This window comes from Pseudomonas sp. FG35, assembly GCF_057809295.1.
Genome location: NZ_JBMDJR010000012.1, coordinates 70,920 through 97,797, shown reverse-complemented (window position 1 = coordinate 97,797; position 26,878 = coordinate 70,920). Strand labels below are relative to the sequence as shown.

The 26,878-nt window shown below is 55.9% G+C and carries 26 protein-coding genes; 11 read left to right on the top strand and 15 right to left on the bottom strand.

Annotated elements, in window-relative coordinates:
• The first annotated feature begins 98 nt into the window (after window positions 1-98).
• The 4 genes from ACODTD_RS22245 (at window position 99) to ACODTD_RS22230 (ending at window position 3,855) form a co-directional block, all read left to right on the top strand.
• Entirely contained in the window at window positions 99-1,052 is a 954-nt protein-coding gene (locus tag ACODTD_RS22245; protein ID WP_489105213.1) for a hypothetical protein, read from the top strand.
• A 250-nt stretch (window positions 1,053-1,302) separates the two neighbouring features.
• Window positions 1,303-2,331: a ParA family protein gene (locus ACODTD_RS22240; protein WP_489105212.1), complete on the top strand. Its 1,029-nt coding sequence runs from the start codon at window positions 1,303-1,305 to the stop codon at window positions 2,329-2,331.
• A 2-nt stretch (window positions 2,332-2,333) separates the two neighbouring features.
• Window positions 2,334-2,942 carry a HEPN domain-containing protein gene (locus tag ACODTD_RS22235; RefSeq protein WP_489105211.1) on the top strand — a complete coding sequence of 203 codons (609 nt, stop codon included), beginning with the start codon at window positions 2,334-2,336 and terminating at the stop codon, window positions 2,940-2,942.
• A 259-nt stretch (window positions 2,943-3,201) separates the two neighbouring features.
• Entirely contained in the window at window positions 3,202-3,855 is a 654-nt protein-coding gene (locus ACODTD_RS22230; RefSeq protein WP_489105210.1) for a DUF4145 domain-containing protein, read from the top strand.
• 208 nt (window positions 3,856-4,063) lie between these two features.
• On the opposite strand, the gene ACODTD_RS22225 is transcribed toward ACODTD_RS22230, so the two are convergent.
• Window positions 4,064-4,483, bottom strand: a complete 420-nt coding sequence (locus ACODTD_RS22225; protein ID WP_489105231.1) for a DUF6392 family protein — start codon at window positions 4,481-4,483, stop codon at window positions 4,064-4,066.
• A gap of 229 nt (window positions 4,484-4,712) precedes the next feature.
• Entirely contained in the window at window positions 4,713-5,414 is a 702-nt protein-coding gene (locus ACODTD_RS22220) for a hypothetical protein (RefSeq protein ID WP_489105209.1), read from the bottom strand.
• Window positions 5,415-5,590: 176 nt separating this feature from the next.
• Here ACODTD_RS22220 and dusA point away from each other — a divergent pair, with 176 nt between their 5' ends.
• Together dusA and ACODTD_RS22210 are read left to right on the top strand one after the other, a co-directional pair.
• Entirely contained in the window at window positions 5,591-6,586 is a 996-nt protein-coding gene (dusA, locus tag ACODTD_RS22215; protein WP_443576856.1) for a tRNA dihydrouridine(20/20a) synthase DusA, read from the top strand.
• 75 nt (window positions 6,587-6,661) lie between these two features.
• Window positions 6,662-7,042 (top strand): DUF2388 domain-containing protein, encoded by a 381-nt coding sequence (locus ACODTD_RS22210; RefSeq protein WP_489105208.1) that lies wholly within the window; start codon window positions 6,662-6,664, stop codon window positions 7,040-7,042.
• Here the strand turns inward: ACODTD_RS22210 and ACODTD_RS22205 are convergent, their stop codons facing one another.
• Window positions 7,043-7,876: an undecaprenyl-diphosphate phosphatase gene (locus ACODTD_RS22205; protein WP_103386753.1), complete on the bottom strand. Its 834-nt coding sequence runs from the start codon at window positions 7,874-7,876 to the stop codon at window positions 7,043-7,045.
• Between the two features lie 506 nt (window positions 7,877-8,382).
• Between ACODTD_RS22205 and ACODTD_RS22200 the strand changes: the two genes are divergently transcribed.
• The 3 genes from ACODTD_RS22200 to ACODTD_RS22190 all read left to right on the top strand — a co-directional run bounded on the left by ACODTD_RS22200 (window position 8,383) and on the right by ACODTD_RS22190 (window position 11,851).
• Window positions 8,383-9,123: a winged helix-turn-helix domain-containing protein gene (locus tag ACODTD_RS22200; RefSeq protein WP_285354454.1), complete on the top strand. Its 741-nt coding sequence runs from the start codon at window positions 8,383-8,385 to the stop codon at window positions 9,121-9,123.
• A gap of 291 nt (window positions 9,124-9,414) precedes the next feature.
• Entirely contained in the window at window positions 9,415-10,074 is a 660-nt protein-coding gene (locus ACODTD_RS22195) for a winged helix-turn-helix domain-containing protein (RefSeq protein WP_201819903.1), read from the top strand.
• A 382-nt stretch (window positions 10,075-10,456) separates the two neighbouring features.
• The gene (locus tag ACODTD_RS22190; protein ID WP_201819900.1) at window positions 10,457-11,851 is read left to right on the top strand and encodes an undecaprenyl-phosphate glucose phosphotransferase; all 1,395 of its coding nucleotides are present in this window, start codon (window positions 10,457-10,459) and stop codon (window positions 11,849-11,851) included.
• A gap of 378 nt (window positions 11,852-12,229) precedes the next feature.
• Here the strand turns inward: ACODTD_RS22190 and ACODTD_RS22185 are convergent, their stop codons facing one another.
• From ACODTD_RS22185 to galE, 6 genes are all read right to left on the bottom strand, one after another.
• Window positions 12,230-14,308 carry a YjbH domain-containing protein gene (locus ACODTD_RS22185; protein ID WP_221614315.1) on the bottom strand — a complete coding sequence of 693 codons (2,079 nt, stop codon included), beginning with the start codon at window positions 14,306-14,308 and terminating at the stop codon, window positions 12,230-12,232.
• Window positions 14,305-15,069, bottom strand: a complete 765-nt coding sequence (locus ACODTD_RS22180) for a capsule biosynthesis GfcC family protein (RefSeq protein WP_489105207.1) — start codon at window positions 15,067-15,069, stop codon at window positions 14,305-14,307. The genes ACODTD_RS22185 and ACODTD_RS22180 overlap by 4 nt, the downstream gene beginning before the upstream one ends.
• Window positions 15,066-15,731: a YjbF family lipoprotein gene (locus ACODTD_RS22175; RefSeq protein ID WP_221614314.1), complete on the bottom strand. Its 666-nt coding sequence runs from the start codon at window positions 15,729-15,731 to the stop codon at window positions 15,066-15,068. The genes ACODTD_RS22180 and ACODTD_RS22175 overlap by 4 nt, the downstream gene beginning before the upstream one ends.
• Before the next feature lie 11 nt (window positions 15,732-15,742).
• Window positions 15,743-16,858, bottom strand: a complete 1,116-nt coding sequence (locus ACODTD_RS22170) for a polysaccharide biosynthesis/export family protein (RefSeq protein ID WP_176243895.1) — start codon at window positions 16,856-16,858, stop codon at window positions 15,743-15,745.
• Window positions 16,859-16,948: 90 nt separating this feature from the next.
• Entirely contained in the window at window positions 16,949-17,185 is a 237-nt protein-coding gene (locus tag ACODTD_RS22165; RefSeq protein ID WP_003226528.1) for a hypothetical protein, read from the bottom strand.
• A gap of 227 nt (window positions 17,186-17,412) precedes the next feature.
• Window positions 17,413-18,429, bottom strand: coding sequence for a UDP-glucose 4-epimerase GalE (galE, locus tag ACODTD_RS22160; protein ID WP_041475373.1), 1,017 nt, complete (start codon window positions 18,427-18,429; stop codon window positions 17,413-17,415).
• 379 nt (window positions 18,430-18,808) lie between these two features.
• Between galE and galU the strand changes: the two genes are divergently transcribed.
• Both galU and ACODTD_RS22150 read left to right on the top strand, forming a co-directional pair.
• Complete coding sequence (galU, locus tag ACODTD_RS22155) at window positions 18,809-19,642, top strand: UTP--glucose-1-phosphate uridylyltransferase GalU (protein WP_011335161.1); 834 nt, start codon at window positions 18,809-18,811, stop codon at window positions 19,640-19,642.
• A gap of 46 nt (window positions 19,643-19,688) precedes the next feature.
• The gene (locus ACODTD_RS22150; protein WP_039772767.1) at window positions 19,689-20,096 is read left to right on the top strand and encodes a phosphohexomutase domain-containing protein; all 408 of its coding nucleotides are present in this window, start codon (window positions 19,689-19,691) and stop codon (window positions 20,094-20,096) included.
• A gap of 3 nt (window positions 20,097-20,099) precedes the next feature.
• Here ACODTD_RS22150 and ACODTD_RS22145 read toward each other — a convergent pair whose 3' ends face one another.
• From ACODTD_RS22145 to ACODTD_RS22120, 6 genes are read right to left on the bottom strand one after another with little or no spacing between them, the layout of a single operon-like run.
• Window positions 20,100-21,248 (bottom strand): SGNH/GDSL hydrolase family protein, encoded by a 1,149-nt coding sequence (locus tag ACODTD_RS22145; RefSeq protein ID WP_489105206.1) that lies wholly within the window; start codon window positions 21,246-21,248, stop codon window positions 20,100-20,102.
• 12 nt (window positions 21,249-21,260) lie between these two features.
• Window positions 21,261-22,304, bottom strand: a complete 1,044-nt coding sequence (locus ACODTD_RS22140; RefSeq protein WP_489105205.1) for an acyltransferase family protein — start codon at window positions 22,302-22,304, stop codon at window positions 21,261-21,263.
• Between the two features lie 12 nt (window positions 22,305-22,316).
• Complete coding sequence (locus ACODTD_RS22135; RefSeq protein WP_039772770.1) at window positions 22,317-23,420, bottom strand: hypothetical protein; 1,104 nt, start codon at window positions 23,418-23,420, stop codon at window positions 22,317-22,319.
• The gene (locus tag ACODTD_RS22130; RefSeq protein WP_489105204.1) at window positions 23,411-24,643 is read right to left on the bottom strand and encodes an MATE family efflux transporter; all 1,233 of its coding nucleotides are present in this window, start codon (window positions 24,641-24,643) and stop codon (window positions 23,411-23,413) included. The genes ACODTD_RS22135 and ACODTD_RS22130 overlap by 10 nt, the downstream gene beginning before the upstream one ends.
• Window positions 24,640-25,752: a polysaccharide pyruvyl transferase family protein gene (locus ACODTD_RS22125; protein ID WP_039772772.1), complete on the bottom strand. Its 1,113-nt coding sequence runs from the start codon at window positions 25,750-25,752 to the stop codon at window positions 24,640-24,642. Before ACODTD_RS22125 ends, ACODTD_RS22130 begins: the two co-directional genes overlap by 4 nt.
• 14 nt (window positions 25,753-25,766) lie before the next feature.
• Complete coding sequence (locus tag ACODTD_RS22120; protein ID WP_489105203.1) at window positions 25,767-26,843, bottom strand: glycosyltransferase; 1,077 nt, start codon at window positions 26,841-26,843, stop codon at window positions 25,767-25,769.
• Window positions 26,844-26,878 lie beyond the last annotated feature (35 nt).

The window sequence follows — 26,878 nt, the reverse complement described above, 5'->3', positions numbered from 1 at the left end:
AGTCCCTCAAATTACGAATCCTGATTATCAGACAGGGTTCGTAGAAGCGTCTTATTTCGATGACTGCACAAACGCCTCCATGATCCTAAGGACTAGAAATGGGGACGGATTTATTTACCACTCAAAATAGATCCGCGCCCTTTTTTTGGCAAACAATGCGTACCATACCGCAGGGACAAAACTTTATGCACTATGAAAAGAAGGGATTCACCAAGAACTCGATAAAAAACCTATTAAAAAACTTAACCATCCCTATCTCAATAGGATTTATTTTAATTCTAAACATGTACACTTATGCACCCTTTGAGTTTTGGTGGCCTATAAAGTTTATTGATATAATCAACGCCATTGCTCAAATTGCTACAGCCGCCGCTTTCTTTCTTGCGATACATCAATATCGAAAAAACAAAGAATCCGAAAGGCAAAAAGTTCTAATCGAAGAAAGCAGAACCCTCATAAACAAAATGAAAGCAGAGGCAGAGACCTACTCAAAGACATTGCCTTTGACCCTCAAGAAATCCATTTCATTCATGGATAAAATGATAAACCATGCTGGAAATTTTGACGCTATATTTCGAGAACTTAATGAAGACATCCATAAAGCCATCGTACGAATGCATTGGCAAGACATGTATTTTGGGGAATTAACCAAATCTGTGCAGAAATTCAACGAAAGCACAACTTTTGTCGATTTCAATGTTCCTTCGGAGGCTCATTTGAAAGCGTTGGTTCAAGCTAAATATGCTGAAAACACTTCAGACAAACCTACCCCTATCTTCCTTGAATATGTCAGACTTCAGTACATTTCAAACTTAAGCTATGTAAATAGCGAGTTAAAAATCAGCAGCGATGAGCACTTGACAATGCACCTATTTGAAAAGTTGCTTTTTGACAATGACACCTTAAACGACCATCTATATGGTACTTTCAATCGAATAGATCTACGAACTCGCTCACCGTTAATTGCTGTAATAAACGAAAGATATATCCTGCAGAAAACGAATCGCGACCGCAATAGTTTTAAGATGTTCTGGCACATACCCGCAGAGTAACATTGTGAATCCAAGAGGACTAATTTATGTACCACTTAATATCCAAAGCAAATAAATCCGCCCCTGAAGGATCCTTTATTTTCCAACGAAAGACGGGGACAGATTTATTTAACACCTAGAAATCCAAAACAAACAAATCTGCCCCCTTTGCTATTGCCAATGTGACTGGCACTCTGCTATACCTACAGATCGATTTCAGTGCTTTTAAAGGCACAGAGTTTCATCCGATAGTTTCTATAAGGGAATAAAAATGGCTAAAAGACTTGTGCTCTTCAATCATAAAGGCGGAGTCAGCAAGACTACAACTGTTTATAACATTGGCTGGATGCTTGCAGAACAAGGAAATAAAGTCTTACTAGTTGATGCAGACCCACAATGCAATCTTTCCAGCCTCATTCTAGGCGATGACTTTGATGAATACTATCTTAGTGATGAGACCCGCCTCCAAAATATCAAAGATGGAGTTGCGCCTGCATTCAAAGGCAAGCCAACACCTATTGAGGCAATTACATGCAAAAGTCCAGCAAGACAACCAAATCTTAAATTGCTTGCAGGCCACGCCACCTTATCCGAGTATGATGCTTCGTTAACATTCGCGCAAAACTCGAATGCACTAGCGACTTTGCAAAACCTACCTGGCGCGTTCAACGAATTAATCCAAAAAGTCGAACAGGCTAACGACATTGATTATACAATCATTGATTTAAACCCCGGTTTGAGCGCTATAAATCAGAATCTTTTTCTGAACTCCGACTATTTTCTTATCCCTACGAATCCCGACCCATTCTCCATCATGGCGCTTGAGACACTCCAGACAATTTTCCCGAGATGGGCTTCTTGGAAAGTACAAAACGAGCAAGCATTCCAAGACTCAGCTTATCCTTTGCGAGCAGGGCTACCAAAATTTTTAGGGACGTCCATCCAGCGCTTCAATGTTCGGAAGGGTCGACCGGCTGCGCCATACAGAGATAACATTGCTGAAATTAACTCAGTAGCTCGGGACCATCTGTTTCCTACTTTGCAATCTTCAGGCTTAACCCTTACCCCTAAAGAATATCCAGAACAATTCCGGAGTGACGGTTATTGCGTCGGGCAAATTCAAGACTTTGGTTCATTGTTACAACGCTCGCACATTGCCGGCGTACCTGTATTCATTCTAAATAAAGGTGAATTAGCTGACACCGGAGTGGTACTTGAAAATGCCATTACCAAAAGAGATCAAATTAAAGAGCAATTTACACAAATCGCGAGCCTGCTAACAGAACTGATGAACCGCTAACCATGCATAACGCTCAATTAGTTTTTCAAAAAAACATAAAACAGGCAAATGACCTTGGCACAATATATGACCATCTCATTGACATAGTTCAGATTCGGGAGCCGTTCGATGATTTACTTCGATATCAACTAGTTTACGCCGTTAGCGCTTTTGACAAACTTATACACGATTTGATTCGTATTGGAATGGTGCAAATCTTCGAAGGCTCGAGACCGCATACACCTAAATATGCTAACGAAGGCATTGCCCTTCAGCATCTCACAGACCTGGCTCCAGGTGCAACGCCACCACCAGGAGTAAAATTCGAAGAGTTAGTTCGAGGAAAGCTCAGTATCTTATCCTTCCAAGATCCAGCAAAAGTATCAGATGGCCTGAGTTTTATATGGCTAGAAGCACAAAAGTGGCAAGTTATTGGTAATAAAGTTGGCCTTTCAGACAATGATGCTAAGCGGAATCTTAAGCTTATCGCCACAAGAAGGAATGCAATTGTCCACGAGGCAGACCTAGACCCCATAACGAGCATTAAACAACCAATAACACGAACTGAGTCCGCCGAAGCGGCCAGCTATCTTCTCGATCTCGGAAACGCTATCACCGAACTGGTTATCTGAAACCAAAACCCTATACAATGTACTACAATGGGGACAGATTTATTTACCGCGGATTTGCTTACAATCTAGAACCCGAAATAAATAAATCTGTCACCTTATTTCTCGCACTTTGGAGTACCTGCTTGTACCCCTGTTTGCATAGTCAGCGGTACAAAAATCAGTGAAAGCTTGGCGTGTTATAATTACATGAACCCAAGCGGCCGATATTCATTTCACTGATCTCGCGACGACCATTGGTGAATACTGGAGGCAGAGCTTCATGGCGTTGAAAAAAACTATCTGGTCCTATTGCAACAAGTGCTCAGGCCCGACCAAGCATGATTGCCTCAGCGAGAAAAGCGAGAGCCACTCCGAGTACTCTGATGGTTACGAATACGAATGGTCAAAGACGAGTCGCTTTATCGAGTGCCGAGGCTGCGAAGAGGTGACATTGAGAGTCGATTGGTGGCATTCTGAGTACGACGCAAGTGACGAGACTGATTTTTATCCACCAAGAATTTCCCGCCAAGCCCCCAAGTGGCACAAGCTTCTTCCAAAAGACTGGCAATCGATGCTTCGTGAAATTTATGCAGCTCTTCACGCAAACAGCAGAAGACTTGCCATGATGGGGGCGAGGACAATCGTTGATATGTATATGAACGAAACTGTTGGAGACATTGGCGGTTTCGGCAAAAAACTCAATAAATTGGTTACAGATGGCCATTTAGGCAGGCAGGACAAAGAAGTTCTAGAAACAGCCCTTGAGGCGGGGCATGCTGCATCTCATCGAGGTCATTTACCTTCTTCCAATGAAATCAGCCACGTTATGGACATAGTTGAGAATCTTTTACAAAAAAAGGCGCTCCAACGCTCAGCGGCTGAACTGAGAAAAGGTACTCCTTCGCGAACTATCATCACAATCGAAGAGAAGTAAAGCGCGCTTTACATGCACCGTTTCAAAGCATGCGGGAGCCGGAACGAAATGAGCTAACAAGGTCACAAGGGGGACAGATTGATTTACCACCTAGCAATCAAAGAAACAAATATGTCCCCATTGTTTCGTTCTTGCCTGCGTCCGGCTACGCCTAGCATGCATTGATCCGACTTGAGTTGGTTTATATCTAGATAATCTTTGAGTCTGTTCAAGCCGATGCGTCGAAAAGAGAAATTGCTATAACGTTCAACTTCTCGCCTTCACCATACTGCAAGTCCATCAGTGCTGCAGGATGTAGATCCGTATTCAGTTGAAAGTGATCGGAGGTGGGGAGTCCCTGAGAGTTATCCGCTTCAGTACTGGACAGCGGCATGCCAACGTACTTATATGAGTCATTTCTTTGCTTAAACTGATCAAAAGGCTTGGGTAGCGGGTCGGAATATATAGTGAGATTCAGTCCTGTGTAATTCCTTAACCTGATGTAGATCGATTCAAGTCTGTGGGCAATTGGATCAAAGACCAGCTCTAGTCCAGGAATGCTCTCGATTTCAAGTGAGTGGCTATCCTCATACTGAGATTCGCGGAGGGAGTTTTTCTCAACTAACCCAGCTTCACAAGGTCGTGATATGACTTGCCAATATTGTTGATCAGTAACTCAAGCAGAGATTTCATTGGCGTTACCAGTTGCACGTTTTCGTCAATCATTTAATTTTATGATTTTTTAAACCGTTAACATGCTTTAGTCCAAGGGAATAATGTGGACAGACTTATTATCGCCAAATAATGAGCAAATAAATCTGTCCCTTTTCTATTTTTTCTATTGCTGGCGAGGCGTATTACACGCCAAAGCATCGTGCTCAGAAAGATTCGACCGGTTTTTTGGCCTGTTCAACAAGCTTGTTCTCGTCAAATTTCGGGAAAGAAAACTTGATCATGATGACCGATTCCTCGCCCTCGCCCGTGACAATGAGATCAGCGCCCCTGACATTCGCAGGCGCGGCTGCCATCAAACCGGTAATGCTAGGTGTGCCTTTGATCGAGGCAGCGCCCTCAATAAACGAGTAGGTCAGATTATTGGCGTTTAGAGCGACACTTTCGTAGTTGGTGAGTTTAGCGGTGTACTCATCCTTGCTTTTAGCTTTAGCCGCCAGATCTACGAGATCCAGCATGGACTTGCCGTCAGCCAGTGCGACCAGACCGAACGACTTGGCCAACGCACCGATGGCACGCCCGAACAGTTCACGCTCATAGGGCGCGAACAGTGAAACCATAATCAACTTGTCACTGCTGAACACCAAGCCTGCGGTGAATTTCTGATCAATGAAATCAACGTCATCTACACACCGGGCGGGCGCGCCCACCTCTGCCGAGCAATCATAGTAACCACCAGCCTCGGTGTATTTTGTGATTGGCGTGTCGTAGGCGTAGCTCTTGAACAGGTTGTCAGCTGCAACGGCATTCTGCATAGCGCCAACGAGGCCGGTCAGGCAAAGCACTACCGCATGGATTTTTTTCGACATGGATTCCGTTCCTAAATGGATGTGGACATTGATAGCCACATGCTATCAATCCTGCGGCGGATTTGTCTTGCTCAATCCGGTGCAGGTTGAGCGAGCTCAGCAGATCCAGGATTCGGACGCTGTGAACCAACTCTGCCATTCCCTCCGCCAAGCCCCCTCCTCCCATTCCTGATAAACTCCCCCCACCTCCCAGCCACACCGATTCCGTACCCCCAATGCCCCCAATCACCGCCACACCCGCCCCACTATCCCGCCGTTTCTCCGTCGCGCCGATGATGGATTGGACTGACCGCCACTGCCGGTACTTCCTACGCATCCTGTCGAAAAACGCCCTGCTCTACACCGAGATGGTCACCACCGGCGCTCTGCTCAACGGTGATCACGAGCGTTTCCTCCGTCACAACGAAGCCGAGCATCCGCTGGCGTTGCAGTTGGGCGGTAGTGTTCCGCTGGATCTCGCCGCCTGCGCGCGCATGGCGCAGGAACACGGTTACGACGAGGTGAATCTGAACGTTGGCTGCCCGAGTGATCGGGTGCAGAACAATATGATCGGTGCGTGCCTGATGGGGCATCCGCAGTTGGTGGCTGATTGTGTGAAGGCGATGCGTGATGCGGTGTCGATTCCGGTGACGGTGAAGCATCGGATCGGGATCAATGGGCGGGACAGTTATGAGGAGCTGTGCGATTTCGTCGGCACGGTGCGGGATGCCGGGTGCACGAGTTTTACGGTGCATGCGCGGATTGCGATTCTGGAGGGGTTGTCGCCGAAGGAGAACCGTGACATTCCGCCGTTGCGTTATGACGTGGCGGCGCGGTTGAAGGCGGATTTTCCGGGGCTGGAGTTCATTCTGAACGGCGGGATCAAGACGATGGAGGCCTGCCATGAGCATTTGCAGACCTTTGACGGCGTGATGCTGGGGCGCGAGGCGTATCACAATCCTTATCTGCTGGCCGAGGTGGATCAGCAGTTGTTCGGCAGTACCGCACCGGTAATCAGCCGGGCCGAGGCGCTGGCGCAGTTGCGGCCTTATATAGCCGAGCATTTGCTGGCCGGCGGGGCGATGCATCACATCACCCGGCATGTGCTGGGCCTGGGCACCGGTTTCCCGGGGGCGCGCAAGTTTCGTCAGTTGTTGTCGGTGGATATCCACAAGGCCAAGGATCCGCTGGCGTTGCTGGATCAGGCGGCGGAGTTGCTGGCCGGGCGTTGATCGACGCTTGGAGCGTGTGGGCAACGAATGAGCGTTGCCCGGTGTTTTGCTGTACTGACAGGATGTCTTTTGGTTATGCCCACGTTCAGCTGTGTTTTATTCAAGCGTTTCACCCTCCTCGCTTTACTCTCGACTCTCTATGCAAGCGCCTATGCATCCTGTGATTTTGCGAAGGGGTGCGGCAACGGGGAAAATGGCCCTTTTCAATCTACCCAAATGTCTGGTTTTCTGGTTTTCACGACGACGATGGTCACAGTCGACGGGATGTCGGACATTTCCGGACTGAAAAAACGTGTGTATTCGGTAGAGGAAATAGAAGCGGCACGTTATTTCCTCGCCAGTGACGGCATGCTGCAAGCTGCGTATTTCACCTCGGCGTTGCAGCGGTTTCGTCAGGATTCGCCCGACTCTGAATTGAATGACCTCGCCGTCGCTGCGCTGCTCAGCAGTCAGTAATCAGCTTGCCGCCGCAGCCGTCCAGTTGACCCAACCAAATTGCCAGGTGGCAAGGATCAGCAAGCCGAAGGCGATCCGATACCAGGCGAAGGTGGCGTAGCTGTGGTTCGCAATGAACTTCAGCAGGCCGCGCACGGCGATCATTGCGAAGATGAACGCTACGACGAAGCCCAGGGCGAAGACCGGCAGGTCGCTGCTCTGGAAGAGTTCGCGGTACTTGTAGCCGGAATACACTGCGGCACCGACCATGGTCGGCATCGCCAGGAAGAACGAGAACTCCGTGGCGGCCTTGCGTGACAGGCCGAACAGCAAACCGCCAATGATGGTGGAGCCGGAGCGCGACGTACCCGGAATCATCGCCAGGCACTGTACGCAACCGATCTTCAGCGCGTCGGCCCACTTCATGTCGTCCACATGGTCGACACTCACTACATGATCGCGCTGCTCGGCCCACAACATCACGATGCCGCCCACGACCAATGCAACGGCAACGGTGATCGGGTTGAACAGGTATTCATGAATCGTGTCGGCGAATAACACGCCGAGAATCACCGCCGGGAAAAAAGCGATCAGTAGATTACGGGTAAAACGCTGTGCATTGCTCTGGGTCGGCAGGCCTTTGACGATCTCGAAGATTTTCGGGCGAAACTCCCAGACCACCGCCAGAATGGCGCCCAGTTGAATGATGATATTGAACGCCATGGCGCGTTCACCGCCGAACTCCAGCAAGTCGGCAACAATAATCTGGTGGCCCGTACTGGAAATGGGCAGGAACTCGGTCAGGCCTTCTACCGCCCCAAGAATCAGCACCTTGAACAAGGTCAGTAAATCCATTAATCCTCCGTCAGAGCGCTCTTTGCGGGCGCCCTGTTAAATGCATTCAGGCATTGAGTATCTGAAGTAAAACAATTGGCAGATGCGCACCCATTGCCCGACTCGGGGACGGAGAATATGTCTTATCAAAAGCCACACTCAAGGCATGTTAATAAACGTCCGTATGTGAACTTGTCGACGTTATAGCCAAAAGACAGGCCTCCCCATAAAATGTGACCCACCTCACACTGTTCTGATACGTATGCAATTGAGTGATGGCCAAGGGACATAAAAACAGCTCGCGATAATTACAAAATAGTGGCACCATTCCATATTGCCACCATCTAACGGCCTCAATTCCGTTAGTTCACAGCCCCGAAAAAATCAACTAAAAGCTTGAATCGCTTAATTATTGTTAGAAAACTCGGGAGCCACGTCTAAAATTCGTCCAAATGTTACCAATTGTCAGTCACAGATGAGAACCGGTGCTTTAACATCCCGATGTCAGCACCTTTTCGAGTCAATGCATGATGCTCACAGGTAACTTAGCGACTAGAAGCCCGCGCCGCACAAGCGACGAACCAGGTGTTCTCACCCTGGGTCGTACCCGTGGCGTGGCTGAACACTTTAGCGCGCTAATCACGAAGCATGTGCAGAGCGGTGTGGCTGTTGAAGCCGACGCCTACATTAGTTCATATCAGCACAACGAATATCACGGCCTGTATCGGGCGATCTTCATTATCATCGACAGCCCTCAGGCACTCGAAGATAACCTTGCGCTGGTGGAAAACCTGCGCAACGACAACTTGAAGCCGATTATTTGTGCAGTGATCACAGGTCGCGGCGCCCACAACAAGATCAAGTACTTTCTGGCCGGTGCCGACTTCTGTATCAAACTCAATACCTTGTCCGATGAAAGCGCGGAACTGCTGGGTGAGTTCTTCGACAGCGAAGAATGGCAGCGGGATATCAGCCTGGTGCTGGACTCCACCCGCATCTGCCTCTCGGACACCAGCAAGAAACTCGATATCTCCTTTGCCGAAATGAAGATCCTGCAAGCCTTTGCGCAGACCGGCAATCACATTCTCAGCCACGATGAAATCGCCAGCATCATGGGGCTGAACACCCAATTCTACGACCCTCGGGCGCTGGAAAAATCCATCAGCCGCTTGCGTGGGAAAATCAAGGACGTGTACGGTACGAACGCCATACAGAGCATTCGCGGGTATGGCTATCGTCTGATGAGGGGGTTGATCTCAACTCCTTGATTCAGGGAAAACACTCTTTTGCAGCATACGAGGGAACGTCTGATGCAACGCTTCAAACATCCGCTTTCTCATAGTTTTAACCGCGTCACGTATCTAATAAAAAGCTGTCAATTGCATGAGCGCTGCAACACTTAAACATAACAATAAACCATTACTCTAACGCAGACCGAGTGGAACTTATCGAGGCCATCTTTGGGCCCAGACCCTGCCTGATCGATTAATTCCGAGGAAAACATTGCTCGCCTGCCATTATTTTTTCGCCAAATTTGGTGTGTACTTTAGGAGAGAGACATGGAAACCAGCACGACCCTCCCAAGAAAATACTTTGTTGTCGTGACTAACAGCTCAGCGTCGCAGCGCGAACTCGAGAGCATTCTCTCCAGTGAGCGTTTCAATTCGTTTGGCACGTCTCAGGCACAAATGTTTATTGAAGGTGTTGCTTCGCCCTCTTCCACTCCGATGCTGATGGAGTTCACTTACCCACGCGGCACAAGGAAGCATGTCGCACCCAGCATTGAACATGATACCCAGCGCATATTGGCCACCCTCGAATCGGAATGGCTGGCAGCACAATCGGCGCATTCATTCCACAACTCCACGGCCATGTCCGAAGACCCCACTGACACTTCCCGAACGATCGAGTCCGACGCGCCCTGCACTGAAGCCTGGCATCTGGACAATGATCAGGGTGCATTGACGAAAGAGGGTGTCGAGATCAGTCTCACCGGGCTCGAAACCGCCCTGGTGCGCAAAATGCTTCACCATGAAGAGCGTGTTGTCAGTCGGGACGATCTGATCCTCAGCATCGGCCGCGAGCCGGAGCAATACCGGGGACTGGAAATGTGCCTGAGCCGTCTTCAAGACAAATTCAAGAACGCCAGCAACGGTGAACGATTGTTTCGTGCCGTGCGCAATCGCGGTTATTGCCTGATCCAGGAAGTTGTTGCCTAAACAGCATCCCCCACTACAAGACAAACAGATACAAGTGCGATTACAAAAATAAAAAAGCACTCTGTTTGGTTTCACCCCTCCCTGGTTATACCCGCCTCCTGACCCCACCTACGATAGCAAACACAATATTGATTATTCACCCCCTGCCTTTCGACCTTTTCTAACGTTTGAATATTGGAAATTCAAATAAGTTGGCATTGTGCCATCTTGTTAGAACTCGTCAGACAGCATCCCCGGCAATAACTTAGTCTATTGACTGACGACAGTTCCGCATTCCGGCGTTGTTACCTCAGGACACTGGCTCAAACAACAATAACAAGTCTGCTTAACAACTCGGTTTTCTACTGTCGAAACCTGAATGGACGTCTTTTGGGGATATCGTATGGATCTTTCTCTTCGTATCAATCGAAACACCGGCCTCAAGGGACTGACCTTTTGGGGCCAATGGGCGCTGGCACAGACTTTCATTGTTTCACTGTTGTTCATACTGGCCGAACAGCACACCGGCACCGTCGAGTTCTACTATCGGATGTGCACGATCCTTGCGGTACTGGCCTCAGTGCCGGCTTATACCTTCAGCGGCGCGTACCGAAAGCGAGACAATTACCTGACCGGGCTGGGTCGACTGTTCGTGGGCTGGTTCATGACCATGGCCGGGCTGGCGTTCATCGCCTTCATCTGCAAGGCCGATGCGCTGTTCTCCCGCCAGGTCATCCTTGAGTGGGCGGTGTACGGCTTCCTCGGTCAGGCGCTGTTGTACGCACCGCTGCATGCGTTCTCGAAGTTCTACCAGCGTTCGCGCAAAAGCGAACACAAGACCCTGATCGTCGGCACCGGCGAACTGGCACTGGGCCTGGCGAAGAAGTTGAGCCAGCACGAAAACCTGCCGCTGGTCGGCCTGGTCAGCAACGGCGATACCCCGTCGCTGGAAGCGGACGCTCCGCGCGTTGTCGGCGCTCAGGACGAACTGCTTGAGCTGATCCAGACCCACGACATCCGCCGCCTGTACATCACGCTGCCGCTGTCGGAAGCCGCCAAGATCGAAGCCATGTACGTCGATCTGCTGGATGCCAACGTTGACGTGGTCTGGGTGCCGGACCTGAACAGCCTGACGCTGCTCAACCACTCGGTGAAAGTCGTGGACGGTCTGCCGGCGATCTACCTCAACGAAAGCCCGCTGACCAGCCGCCCGACCGCCGCGCTAAGCAAGAGTCTGGTGGAAAAAGCCGTCGCCCTGTTGGCCATCATCCTGTTGAGCCCGGTGCTGCTGGCCGTGGCGCTGGCGGTGAAGCTCACCTCGCCGGGTCCGGTGTTCTTCAAGCAGGATCGCCACGGCTGGAACGGCAAGGTGATCAAGGTCTGGAAATTCCGCTCGATGCGCGTGCACGATGACCGTGAGGTCAAACAGGCCAGCCGCAACGATTCGCGCATCACGCCAGTCGGTCGCTTCATCCGTCGCACTTCGCTGGACGAGCTGCCGCAACTGTTCAACGTGCTGCAAGGCCACATGGCGCTGGTCGGCCCACGTCCGCACGCCGTGGCGCACAACAACTACTACTCGGGCAAGATCCTCGCCTACATGGCCCGTCACCGAATCAAACCGGGCATCACTGGCCTGGCACAGATCAGCGGTTGCCGGGGCGAGACAGACACCCTCGACAAGATGGAAAAGCGTGTCGAGATCGACCTGAAGTACATCAACAACTGGTCGCTGTGGCTGGATGTGAAGATCCTGGTGAAGACGCCGTTCACCCTGTTGTCGAAGGATATTTACTGAGACGCAGCGCTTGAGAAGGCAACACCGCAAGGGGACGAAAGTCCCCTTTTTTGTGGGCGGGATTTGGGGGTTGACGGAGGGCTCTGCGGCCGAGGAAAGTCTGATGATTTGATGTCGACTGAGCGGACGCCTTCGCGGGCAAGCCCGCTCCCACAAGGATGCGGGGAATAGCGAAGATTAAGGCATCACCTGAAACCCTGTGGGAGCGGGCTTGGTCCGGGCGGCGATCCGACGAAAGCGCCGGATCATTCAACATCAGGTTTGAACCTGGAACACACCGACTCCCACCGCAATCATGCGCTGTATCAAGATCACCCTTCACCACAAACCAAAACGGGAGCCCACAGGCTCCCGCTTTAACTCCCCGCTCCCCCGAACCTACTCGGTAATCTTCCCGAAGTTGCGGTAAAACATGTCCCCTTCCCGACTGTCCGTCATCGAATGCAGCTGGAAGCTGCGGTTGAGCCGCGCGCCACCGTCACGGGTCAGCGGTGCCCACACCAGGTTGGCGCGGCGCATGGTCGACATGCTCATCATTTCGTCGAACGGAATCGACAGGTACAGCCCCTTGTCGAAACTACCCTCGCCATACTCGGCGCTGCCGGCGGTGGTGATGGTCGCCCAGGCGCCAAAGCGTACGCCGTTGAAGAACTCGCGAGAGATATCCACCGTGCCGCCAAAGTCGCCCGCCAAGTAACGGCCGACGCTGACCGCGGCCAGCGTGTCGAACGGCAGGTCGGTGTAGCCGGTGATGTGACCGGTCCAGACCGAGTAATCCTGCAGGCCGAAACCCTGGTCGAATTCACGCTGACGCACGTAGTTCAGGTCCGCACCAATCGACCAGCGCTTGCCGGTCGGACGAAACAGCACCTCGCCCCCGACCCCGGCGAACATCGACTCCAGATAACCGCCGTAGACCATGCCGTACAAATCCTTGTCCAGTTGCTCGGCATGACTGACCTGGAACAGCGGCATGGTGGTGTCCGACGTGGTCAGGTACTGACGCAAGTCGGTGCGCACACGCGGCAGGCCGCTGGGCGCGTCGTAGGTGAACTTGTCGAAGTTGTTGATCAGGTTCTGACTCAGCAGACCGTTCCACCAGGTGTTGCGGTTGAAGCGGTACTCGGCGTCCAGATCCGCCGTGAACTGATAGAGCAAACCATCGGGGCCGCCGACGTTCTGTTTGAAGCCCAGGCCGACGCCGTAATTGAAGTGCTGCGGCGCCTCGGTGTAGAGGGTTTTCTCGTTGCGCGGCATCGCCGGGTTGATCTCGGTGGTGCGGTGCAGCGACTCCAGAGGCTCTTCGTTGTTGATCACTTCGCGGAATGTCTGCCGGGGCACGCTGGTTTCTTCCAGCGGCAGGTCGTAGCGCTTGTTGACCACGGTGAACCAGTCGATGTCGTCGTTGACGCTGTTGTCGAGGATCCGGCTCGCGCGGCCGACAGCCTTCGGCGAATGGAAATAGCGCTGCTGCTCGCCGTACACGATCAGTTCGGAATCGCGCTGGGTGATGCGTTCGACCTTGTAGCCGGCGTTCTGCTGCAAACGGCGCGACACGTCGGCCCAGTTGACCTCTTCCATGGACGCGGTCGGCGCCTTCGCCGGCAGCGGTTCGGCCGGCGGATCAAAGGTCTTGGCCGGGGCCTTGCGACTGACGAAATTGGTGTGGAACGTGATGCCGAACATCGCCGTGTTGCCGCGTTCCCAGGCCGCACTCACATCGACTGAATCGGTCACCTTGAACACCGCGCCGAGGTTGATCGGCGAGTCCTGCTTGATGATGTTGTCCTTGGGCTCGTGCTTGTAGTCGTTGCCTTCGTATTCGAGCTTCAGACTGAGACGGTCCCAGGGCGTCTGGTAACTCACACCGCCGAAAAACGACGGCTTGCCGCGAAAGTACGAGCCGGCGTTGACGTCACCGGTGCCTTCCAGATCAGGGCGAGTGTTGAAGCGGTCACTGATCGAACCCAACGGGTTGTCGACATCGCCGCGATTGCCGATGTAACCCCAGGCGATGCCGGCGCTGAAATCGAAATTGTCCCAGCGCTTGTTGGCCACGAAGAATTCACTGGCAAACAGACCGGTACCGCCGATGTCTCGAAAGCCCAGCGCCACTTCCGGCGCCCAGTGGCTTTCCTGCCACAGCCGGACCTTGGCGTCGACCGCCTTGTCCTTATAGCTCTGGCTGCCGCTCAGCGCTTCGGAACCGTACGGACGGTTGGTGATGGCGGTGTAGCGAAACGAACCTTCCAGCCAGTCGAGCGGCTGCAACGAAACGCTGTATCGGCTGTACGGTTCGGTGCGGTTGGCGTTGACGCTCAACTCACCGGCGGGCGACATGCGCGCGGTCGGGGTCTGCAACAGACCGACGCCGCCGAAGTCATTCTGGGTAATCCGAGGCTCGGCATGCACCAGGCCACACGGCAATAACAACACAGCTGCAAAACGCAAATTCAACGAACCACCTCAGCCAACTGCGTGGCAATCAATTCGGCCAACTGCTGATTCAGTTCAGGGACAGGCGGATCCAGATCATCGTTTTTCACCGGCACCAGAATCTTGCTGCCGGCCACGGGCATCTGCCCGCTCTCGCGGTTCCAGTGGGCGATGCCGACCCGCCGCGATTCGCCGTTGGGCTGGATCAGCCACAGATAATCAGCATCGGCGTCGGCCTCCAGCAACGTGCAGCCCTGCAGGTATTCGCGGGCCTCCTGCAACGGCTGATAAGGCAGGCGGCACGGCTCGGCGACCGCGCCCAGCACTTCGACTTCGTCGACCCGTTTCGGGTAGATCAGTTGATCACCATCGTCGAGACGGATGTTGCGGGCAAAGCCGACTTCCACCGCCACCGGATCGAGATCGGCGATCTGCCGCCCGGTCACCGGCATCTGCCGGACCTGCTCGGCCAGGCGCTGGGCCAGCGCCGCCCGACTAGGCTTGTCGAACAGCATGGCCATGCGCTGCAGCACATCCAGATCGAACAGCACGCCTACCTTGAGCCGCGTCTGTTCTTCCAGCAGCGACTGACGCAACAGCACACCCGCCAGCCAGTAGCCTTCGGCATCCGGCACGGCCTCACCGATCACATCGCGCAAACGTCCGCCCGCCGGCAATTCGATCGGGCCCGGGTTGGCGACATCACCGCTGACGATGACCGCTGCCTCGCTGGCACCGGCAAGCAACATCAGGCACGCCGAAAGCGCTCTGAGCCGCTTCACGGGACATGCCTGCGGTCAGGGGTCAGTTGCACGATCCTGACCCGCAACTGCGATGTCAGTTGCTGTTCACTCTGCACAATGAAACCGTCCACCGGATCGACCCAGTAACGGTTGGTCGCGCGCAGGCCGATGGCCGGCGCGTCAATCTGCTCGTCGACACGCAGCACGGAGTATTCCTTGTCGAGAATGTCGAGGGTTTCCAGGGACTTTCGGGAGAAGCGGCTGTTGACGAGGATCCCGACTTCCTGGCCCTTGTAGAGGTCGATCCAGCGGCGGCTGGTGTAGCCGTCGGTGATGCGATGCAGGCCCTGTTTGAACGGCGAGTCATCGGACAGACGCGTGCCGTCCAGATCGCCGTCTACGCCGAGGCCCACAGTGCGCATGGCCAGGCCGTCGCGCATCAGCAGCACCTGCTTGCCGGAGGCGACCCAGAACTGCAGGTCCTCGCGCTCGCGCACCAGCGCCAGCACCCCGGAGCCGGACGGCGTGGTCAGTTTGAGCTGGGGATACTTGACCCCGGCCACCTGCTCCGCCGACACGTCCAGTTCATCCGGCCCGATGACGGCAGACTTGAGGTTGTTCAACGAAGCGCTCATCAGCGGATTGCAGCCACTCAACAACACGGCCGCCATCAGGCACACGCCCACTTTCAACGTTTTCACAGTCGGCGGCCTTATTTGCTGTTGTTACTGTATTCGCTCCAGTTCTTCGCAGCGGAAGCCCCCGTCCCGACAATCGATGCCGACGGCACCAACTGGCTGATCAGGCGATTCCAGCGAGTCACGTTGGCAGGCCCGACATAGACCACGTCCTGAGGCCGCACTTCGAAGTGCGAGGCGAGCGCCATGGCGGTCGGCGATTCGGCTTCCAGCTGATAGATTTTCGCCGGCTCGACGTCGAGGTTTTCCACCCCGCGAATCACGTACACGGCGTTGCCGTTGGAGGTGGTCTGGCTCAGGCCACCGACCGACCCGAGCACGTCGGACAGGTTCATGGTGGCGGTCTTGAAGCTCAGCGCACGGGGCTGGTTGACCTCGCCCATCACGTAGATGCGCTTGTTGTCGTTGTACGGCAGATACAGCTGATCGCCTCCCTTGAGGTAGACGTTCTGCAATTCGGAATCCTGCTGATTGAGCGCATCGAGATTGAGCGGATAGACCCGCCCGTTGCGCGTCAGCATCAGCCCGGACAAGTCGGCATTATTGGTATCGACACCGGCCGAGCCGAGGGCTTCGACCACGCTCAGCGGATTAGTCGAAATCGCCTGGGGGCCGGCCTTGGCCACGGCGCCCGAGACCACGACTTTCTGACTGGCGAAACGCAGCACCGCGACATCCACTTGCGGCTCGGCAATAAACGCCGAGAGGCGTTGCTCGATGTCCGAACGCAGTTGCTGGATGGTTTTGCCGGCGGCCTGGACTTCCTTGATGTACGGGTAATACAACGTGCCGTCGGAACGCACCAGACGACCGTTGGCGTCGATCTGCTGCTGCGCACCCGAAGGGGCGGTCAGCTCGGGATGATCCCAGACCGTGATGTACAGCACATCGTTGCTGCCGATGCGGTATTCGGCCGGGGTCGCCAACAACTCCGCCGGCACCGACTCACGCTTGTACGTGGCGCGGTTCATGGCGATGAGCTTGGGGGTGATCGGAATGAGCTCGACCCGGCTGCTTTCGCTGGCGCCCTGGCGCGTGATGCTACTGGTGCTCAGGTACTGGCCGGGGGAGAACATGCAACCTTGCAAAGCGATACTTGCCAACAATAAAAGAGAAAAACGACGGGTCATAATGGCACTACGCTATTCAAGGGCGAATCCAAAAACAAAGTCACCCGACTTTCGTCGGGCGACCCTGTACTGCACCAACAGATACTTCAGTTAGTTGTGCGTGCCGGTTGTACCCGTGGTACCGGTGGTACCCGTTGTACCGCCGTTGGCACTTCCACCACTGTTGGACGCCGCGACAGCACTGGCGACCATGGCAGTACTGGCAGCAGGCGCTGTAGAAGCCGCGACACTGCCAGATACATTGGTCACTGCTGTAAGCGGCGCTTCAGCTGCGGAGGCCCAGTTGCTCAACATCGTCAACAGGGCGATCGCCATCACTTTCTTCATATCAACTCCTTTCTAACATCGCACCTGAACATCGGGTGTTGGTTAGAGGTGGTAGAGTTCAAGTCGCAAAAAGCGCGAACAAGATCCGTTGTTCTTTCACAGTCTTACGCAACTGATAAAAGTCGAACGGCAGGTTTATATCTACGGACTTGCAAAAGGCATTGCCAGTCTAATTTCCCGACGATATCTAACAACCTGACTGAAACTAACATTGCACTAAAACGCCATCATCCCTGATAACCCCGGGGATGATTCGATTGCCAGCGCCAGGTGTCGGTGACCATGTCCTGCAAGTTGCGCGTGGCTTTCCAGCCGAGTTCCTTCGCCGCCTTCGAAGCGTCGGCCCAGCTCTCGGCGATATCCCCGGAACGCCGTGGCATCACCCGGTAAGGCACCGGCTGCCCACAGGCCTGTTCGAAAGCCCGCAGTACCTGCAACACGCTGTAGCCGTCGCCGGTGCCGAGGTTCCAGGTATGAATGCCGGTACGGTCGGCGATGGCTTGCAGGGCTTTCAGGTGCCCGTCCGCCAGGTCGACGACGTGGATGTAATCACGTACGCCGGTGCCGTCGACCGTCGGGTAATCGTCGCCGAAGATCGACAACTCCTTGAGGCTGCCGACCGCCACCTGGCTGATGTAAGGCACCAGATTGTTCGGAATGCCGTTGGGGTCTTCGCCCATCTGGCCGCTGTGATGCGCGCCGATCGGGTTGAAGTAGCGCAGCAGCGCGATGCTCCAGCGCGGTTCGGACTGGCACAGGTCGCGCAGCACGTTCTCGACGATCAGCTTGGACTGGCCGTAGGGATTGGTCGGAGTGCCGGTCGGGAAATCCTCGCGGATCGGCATCTGCGCCGGCTCGCCGTAGACCGTGGCGGACGAGCTGAACACCAGCCGGAACACCCCAGCCGCTGCCATTGCCTGGCACAGCGTGATGCTGCCGCTGACGTTGGTTTCGTAGTATTCGAGCGGCTTGCGCACGCTCTCGCCCACGGCCTTGAGCCCGGCGAAGTGCAGCACGGCATCGATGGCGTGCTGCTGGAAAATCCGGTCCAGCAGGGCCCGGTCACAGACATCCCCGCGAATCATCAGCGCACTTTTGCCGCAAATGGCTTCCACCGCGTGCAAGGCGGCGTCGCTGCTGTTGCAAAGATTATCCAGAACTACAACTTCATAACCTGCTTCAAGAAGTGCAAGTGTGGTGTGCGAGCCGATATAGCCGGCGCCACCCGTTACCAGAATCTTCATAGCGCGGTCCATAGTGGGAAAAGTGCCAACTCGCGTGTCAAGCGCTGTTTGTTTAATGTGTGTCTTGATTCACACAAACAGCGCGACAACAACCAGAAACAAAAACAGTTCAATCACTGGCTATAAATATTTTTACAAGCCAAACTGTATTGCCTGGTACTTATTAGCACTCTCGCGCATTCATCACTATCAACGGATGCCGACTAAAAATAACCAATAACTGCAAAACCGACATCTCATAACATTGTCGTGTTTTACACTCATTGCTATTTGCCACTCATCTCCCGAGTCAGGTATTAAAGTACAGCTTCAATAACTTGCAACCTTTCGTTATTGCAATAAACGATGGCAGTGCGCCATGAATGACCAGGAAACTTTTATGATCCGTAAATGTTTGTTCCCCGCTGCCGGTTATGGCACGCGTTTCTTGCCGGCCACCAAAGCCATGCCCAAGGAAATGCTGCCGATCGTCAACAAGCCGTTGATCGAATACGCCGTTGAAGAAGCACGGGACGCCGGCCTGCAACACATGGCCATCGTCACCGGCCGGGGCAAGCGCGCACTGGAAGACCACTTCGACATCAGCTACGAACTCGAACACCAGATCCGTGGCACCGAGAAAGAGAAGTTCCTGGCCGGCACTCGTGAGCTGATCGACACCTGCACCTTCTCCTACACCCGTCAGGTGGAAATGAAAGGCCTGGGCCACGCGATTCTCAGCGGTCGACCGTTGATCGGCGACGAGCCCTTCGCTGTGGTTCTCGCGGACGACCTGTGCCTTAACCTCGAAGGCGACGGTGTGCTCACGCAGATGATCGAGCTGTACAAGAAATTCCGCTGCTCGATCGTCGCCATCCAGGAAGTCCCGCGCGACCAGACCCACAAATACGGCGTGATCGCCGGCGAGGCGATTTCCGAGGGCATCTACCGGGTCAACCACATGGTGGAAAAACCGGCCCCGCAGGACGCACCGTCGAACCTGGCGATCATCGGCCGCTACATCCTCACGCCGGACATCTTCGACCTGATCGCCGACACCGAGCCGGGCAAGGGCGGCGAAATCCAGATCACCGACGCCCTGATGAAACAGGCGCAGAACGGTTGCGTGCTGGCCTACAAATTCAAGGGCCTGCGCTTCGACTGCGGCGACGCCGAGGGTTACCTGCAGGCGACCAACTTCTGCTACGAAAACGTTTACCTGAAGGGCCGCTGAGCGGCCCCACTGATCCATCGCAGCACGCACAGCCAACGAGGCAACCATGAACATTGCACAACATTCCGCAGAGATTGAACGTGAGGTGGACAACCTCGGGGTGATGAGCTGGTTATCCCGCCATCAGCCATTGCCCAGCGCCAATGGCCCGTGGCTGGGCACCCTGCTGCTGGTCGACCGCCTCGGCGTGTTTCCCTCGTCCGGGGACATACGCCGACCGATGCGCGATCCCTACCCCCTGCTCGCCCACCTGAAACGGATTTACGGCGAACAGGCGCTGGAGGTCGATGACCGCGATGGCCTGAAGATGATCTTCAGCGACTGGCGTTTTCGGGTGCGGATCTGCTGCAACGACCCGGCGATCATCGTCAACGTGGAAACCCGTTGCGTGACGCAGTTGATGCCGCAGAAAACCGCAGAGCTGCTGAGCCATCTGGATCTGTTCGATAACTGACGGCTACTTCGAAGTCTCGCCACAGCTGTCCTGTGGCGAGACTTTTTGTTGCCCGCCCACGACCCAACGATAGAAGTAATCGGCAATCACCCGCCCGCCCGTGGCCGGCAGCGGATGAATCTTGTCCGGCCCGATCATCGCGGCGGCGTAGCGTTTGACGTCGGTGCCAAACGCACATTGCAGATTGGCATAACCCAGATGCTGCTCACGGGCCCAGGGTTCGATGACCTGAGCATAAGCCGACATCGGATAGGCGCTGGAGCGGGTGGTGTCCTGACGCAGGATCAGGTTGATGCTCGCCGCCGGCTGAATCTCGCGGAGCATGCCGACCAGCCCCTGAACGTTATGCAGATACTGCTCAGGCTTCACGCCAAAACCCTGATCGTTGCCGCCGAGCATGATCAGGTAAATGTCTGCGGGTATCTTCGATACAACGGCTTTCCACTGCGCCTGCCAGCGGGCATCGTCGTGGTAGAAATCAGCGGACGCCGCGCCGGACGCCGCCAGTTTCGACACCCGAACCCCGTTCTGATCGTTGCTCAGCCACAGACCGAACAGGGTCGGCGCGCCTTTTACCACTTCAAGCCTGAAAGCCCAATCGGTCGCGGCCGACGTACCGGGCAGCGGGACTTCCTGTACGCCCTCGCCCGCGAGTTTCAACGGCTGCCAGTCGGCGGAGGGTGACCAGCGATAACGCAACTCACTGGACTCACCGTTGCCGAGGTAGAGCAGTTTCGCCTGAGTGACCGCGGTGTTGATGGCAGGCGTCGGGCTGGCCTCGACTTGCAACCAGGCGCCGGGGCGGCCGGTCACCGTGCGGCTGTCGGGGCTGGCCTGGCCGAGGCCGGAGACCTGCCAGCCGCCGCCGAAGTATTTCTCACTGCTGCGGGTGTACTTGAAATGCGTGCCGCCGAGCGCTGCGCCGTGGTTGAAGCCGACGTAGCCCGGCCCGGCAAACCCGACCTCCCCGGCCACGCGCTGCACCAGTTTGTTCAGGTAGAAATCCTGCCCGGCGCTGTAGCTGTCGCCGATCACCGAGATCGACAAGACCTTGCCGGCCTTGCCTTCACGCCACTGGCCAAACCGCTCGCGAGCGTCGCCGATTTGCACCACCGACGCCGCCACCGGCGGCACCTCATCAACAGCCAGCATGAATCGCTTCCTTCATCGGGTCTGCGCCACCGGAGCGATGGTTGCCGCCGGTTTCTTTTTCGTCGCCGCACGTTCGCCGAGAAACAGCACGGAAGTGAAGTTGAAGCGACTGAAAATCATCGACAACACCACCGGCCCGAGCAAACCACACGTCAAACCGCAGAACACCAGCACGCTTTCGTCTTTCACACCCAGGCGGCCGAGGATCGAACGCGACGTGGCGGCGAACAATACGTGAAACAGAAAAATCGCGTAGGAGTAACCGCCAAGCCAGGTCAGCGCCTTCGAGCGCATGTCACTCGACAGCAACGCGATGCACGACACGCAGCCCACCGTCAGGCCGATCAGGCTGCGGCGGTCGATAATCAGCTCGCGGTCCACCGCCGCCACGTACAGCAGCGTCAGCGAAATCAGCACAAACACCAGCGGGCCGATCACCTTGAACGTCTGCTTCAGCTCGCTGACTTTCTCCTGGCCGATCATGCCCGCCACGAAGAACGGCAGCAGATAAATCGCCCCGTTGATGCCGAACGCGTCCACGGGAAACGGCGGCAACAGGAACACCGCCGCCGCGAAGGCGAACAACAGGTACAGGCGCGTCGGTGTACGCAACAAACCGCGCCACTCCAGCAGGCCGACGAACATGAAAATGATGAACACCGCCTGCAAGAACCAGAAGTGGTTGATCGGCACATAGAACGACAACAGCGCATCCATCACGCTGACGTCCTTGTTCACCCCCGGCCCCACCGCCTGCAACACCGAGAACGGCACGCCCACGCAAAACAGCGGCACGATCAGGCGTCGCACCTTGCCGCTGAAGAACGTGGAAAAGTCATTGCCGCGAATCTTGTAGAGGGAATAGATGTAGCCGGAGATGAAGGTGAACAGCGGCATGCGCACGTACACCATCGAATCGGCGATCACCCGGAACGGCGAGCCGATGTCGATTTTCAAACCACCGCCCAACGGCCCGATCACGTGATAGAGCACCAGCAACAGGCACGCCAGGCCACGCAGGGTTTCGATCTCCAGGGACTTTTTCTTGCTCGACATAAAGCACCCGCCTCAATTGAGAATTCTTGATTCAACCTTCGCCGGTTTGTTCGCCCGCAGCATCAACCCCAGGCCCACGAACAGCACCGGCACCACCATCGAAAAGTGCCGGGCGAACGAACCGAAGTCCGGCTCGAACAAGCCCTGAACCAGCAGAAACGCCAGCGGAATCGCGATCAGTTCCTTGGGTTTGGTCTGGATCGGCGCACCCTTGTAATCGGTCGAGGTGATGACTTTGAACAGCAGCAGCGCGGTCATGATCATCAACGCGACGAAGATCACCTGGCCCGGCCCCGACAGCAGGATCAGCTCAACGGGAAACGACAAGCGGAAGAAAATGATCATCGAGTCCAGGGCCTGCGAGACGAAGTCGCTGCCGCTGAGCCACGACACGATCAGCGATTTGGACCCCTCCTCGCCCGCCGTGCGCAGTTCGTTGTTGCTGGCGCGAATCGACGACACAGGAAAGCCCAGCGCCAGCTGAATCGCCATCGCAACCGCGAGATAAAACAGGAACAGCATCAGGAAGAAGGTGGTGCGCGAGACGTATTTCTTCATCACGCAGACGCCGACCCAGGACAGCGAAAACAGGATCCAGTAAGGCCGGATCAGCACGCCGTAGATCACCGCCGAGAGGAAAAATCCGCCGCGATATTTGCGTGTCAGCGAGCTGAAAAGAATGCTCAACACCGCCACCGACACGATGATTTCCTTGGTCAGGTTTTCCAGGAAAAACGAACGCACGATGCCCCACAGGCACAGGGTTCCGAAGATGGTCAGCGGCATGCGCCGGAACACCACCACGGGAATCGCCGTGAGGAAAAAGTTGCAGAACATCCCGTAGGCCCAGGCGTTGGTCAGGTTGATCCCGGTGGGCCGCAGCAGGAACGCCGAACACTCGTAGGACGAGCGATCCGGCGAGAACGGGTTCCAGAAATTACAGTTGTCGGCCCGGGCATAGGACGACCACAGGGTCATCGCGTCCGGGCCCGGATCGCGCGGCACCAAGAGCGGCATCGCCACCGACAGAAACAGCCCGGTGAACAGGATCAGGAACGACAGCGACGAATCGAGACGGCGACCACGAAACTCGATGCACGGCAGTTTCAGGCCCATGACACGACAGCCTTTTTCGCGCGAGTGGCGCGAGTCAGCAACGCAATCACGCCGAGCTGCACGATGATCGCAAACACGTTGCCCCAGGCCGCGCCGTAGATCGAATAATGCTTGATCAGCAGGTAACTGACCGGCACTGAAACCAACAGACAAATGGCCGCACTGGCGAGGGACACCCGGCTGTTTTTCGAGGCGATCAACCCGCCCCAGACGATGTCACCAATGGCACGCAGGGCGAAGGAGAAAATCAGCACGCCGAGGATGCCGTTGTCCGGACGCGGAACGCTGGTGGCGACGTAATCGAGCACCACGTTGAAGAACAGATAAATGCCCACCGCGACCGCCGCCGACACCGCCAGCGAACGCGCGACCCACTTGTTCACGAACAACTGCCGGACCGTGAACGGTTGCTGATCGGCCTGATAACGCTTGGCAAGCAGCGGAATGCCGACCACCGCCACCACCGCGTAGGACAGCGCCTGCAAGGTGTTGGCCGCCGACCACGCGTACACGTATTTACCGAGGCTGGCGTAGGGTTCGAGGTCGATGATCAGAAAGCGCTCGGCGTACTGACTCAGCGCGATCAGGCCGGTGCCGAGGTAAAACGGCAACCCGGCTTTCCACACGGCCGCCGTCGCCAGGGTTCCCTCTTCGCGCCCGCGATGAACATTCACCACGATCAGGTAACCGGCGACAATCATCAGCACGTTGGCGATGACCCACAGCCACAGCACGCTGGCGATTGCGGACACCCAGCCGAGTGCCATGCCGCCCACGGCCAGCAGCGCCCAGAGCCCGGTCTTGATGAAGAATAGTAGCGCACCCGCCGTGGCTTTCTGTGCGGAAAACACGAACGAGTTGATCTCGAACGACAGGTGTTCGGTGAGCAGCACCAACGTCACGCAGGCGATCAGCGCGGTGGTCGCCTCCACCGACTGGAACAGTGAATAAATCACCACCGTCAGCACCGACAACGCCAGGCCCACGGCCAGGTACAGCAGCAGCACCTTGTCCACCACACGGCGCGAACTGCCGCCGACGCTGATCAGGCGATTGATCTCGGAACTGAAACCGACGCTGTAGAACTTCGACGCGATCAACGACGCCGCAACCACCACGCCGTAAAAACCCAGCGCCTCGTAACCGAGGTAATGGGTGATGGCGAGCACCAGCAGGAACTTCGCGCCCAGTGCCCCGCCCCGCAGCAACAGCCGGAATATCATCGAATGACGCCCTTGATGATGTCGTCCATGGCCACGGTTTTCGCCTCGATCTCGCGGCAGGTGTCGGTCAGGCGCTTGCCGAAATTCGACAGCGCGTCCGGCGCGTAAACCGTGTCGATGATGGTGTCGACATTGATGTCGCCACCGTTGATGACCCAGTCCTCGACGCCCATGTCCTGATAGGCGCCGAAGCCTTTGCGTTCGTAGCTGATGTGGTACGCCGGCACGCCCGAGAGCAGCGATTCGATCGCACCGTGCAGGCGTACGGAAATCACCAGGTCCGGTTGGTATTTGGCCAGCGTTGCCTTCAGCGGCAACAGGTCTTCGGTGATGCCCAGTTCGCGATAGAACGCGCCGTCATCATTACCGCGCACGGCGCTCTGTACGGCGCAGACCACTTTGCTTTTGTTCTTCAAACGCTGCAGCAGCACCTTCAGGTTGGCCACGTAGGCGAGTTTCTTTTCCTTGCTCCACGCCGGCGGTTTGCGCAGCACTACGCACACCGTGGCCGGCGTCGAGGCGCAGCGGGTGAACTTGGGTTGCTGGAGGATCTTGCCGGCCAGCGCCTGCACCGCGAGGTCCGGCGCGCGGTAGACATTTTCACAGGCATCGAACAGCGCCGAGGAACGGTTATCGCGCACAAACACCGCATCGGCGCTGGCGTAGTGGCCGACGATCTTGTCGCTGTCGCCGTGGAACGGCCCGATGCTTTGCGGCAGGTACACCGACGGCACTTTGCTGAGGATCGCGGTTTCCAGTTGCTTGGCGTGGCCGAGTTTCAGCTTGATGTGCTCGAAGGCACTTTTCGAGCGCATGTAGCCGCCGCCGACGCCGACGATCAGATCGGTTTTCTTCAACAGATCCGCCAACCCGGCGTAGGACTGATTGAGAAACACCGCCTGTTTGACTCGGCCCAAACCCTTGGCCGCCATCACCGGCGCGTCGAAACGCGGGTGCGGCAGGTACTTGAAAGAGTCCGGATCGGACGCCACGACGCTGATCGCGGTGTCTTCGCCAAAGTTGCGCTGCACCAGCGCAATGGCCAGGTCGACCAGCAGACCATCGCCGGAATTGGAGGCACTGTAGCCATGCAAAATCGTTACGTTCATGAGCGGAGTTCTACTTAATAAGAGGGAGCGGAATACACGTCGTAGGTCTGGCGGATCATCAACGCGGCGCTGAAACGCTCGCGGACGATGCGCCGACCTTCGATGCCGAGGGCCGACAACGCAGGCTTCTGGATTTTCTTCAGGCGCTCGGCCAGCGCCTGGTGGTCACCGGCGGGGAACACGTAACCGGACACACCATGGGTGACCAGTTCGGGCAACGAGGTGCAGTCGCTGGCGATCACCGGCAGGCCCAGCGCCATGCCTTCCAGCGGCACCATGGCAAAGCCTTCCCAGCGGCTCGGGACGATCAGCGCATCGGCTTTCCGATACAGCGCGTGCACCTCGGTTGGCGTCACCCAGGGCAGGTATTCCACCCCATCCAGCGGCGGACATTCGACGACGTCCTCATTCACCGCGCTGCCCACCACCGTCAGTTTCAGGTCGCTGCGCTGTGCTTCGGTGTAGGCCTTGAGCAACACGTCGAAGCCTTTCTGGTAGTCGAGGCGACCGACGAACAGCAGATGAATCGGTGCCGGATCATCGGTCTTGCGTTCGTCATCCTTGTGATCGATGCCGTTGTAGATCAGCGTCATGCGCTGGCGCTCGATGCCAAACTTCGCGGCCTTGTCCAGTTCGAACTGGCTGACGCAAATGATCTTGTCCGTGACCTTCTGCAGCACGCGCTCGATCCCCGCATAGACTTTCTGCTTGATCGGCGAGCTTTCCATCAGGAACGAAAACGCATGGGGGCAGTAGACGATTTTCGGCTTGCGCCATGGCCGCAGGAGCACGCATACGCAACGGCCGATTACCCCGGAAAAGGTGCTGTGCAAATGCACCACATCAGGTTTTTCCTTGAGCAGGACCCGCGCCAGTTGCCAGGCGAAACGCAGCAGCGACGGCACATTCCGCCCGCTTCGGGCGAAGGTGCGGATCTGCTGTGGATCGATGCCATGCAGTTCTTTCTTCTGGTCGAGCGGGACCAGATACACCAGCTCATAGCGCCCGTCTTCCGGAGCCGCCGAAATCGTGCGGATGACCGTCGCCACCCCGCCTTTGATCGTTTCCGCCACGTGCAGTATTTTTTTCACAACCCACCCACTTTCATGCCTGTAAGGACCGTCGC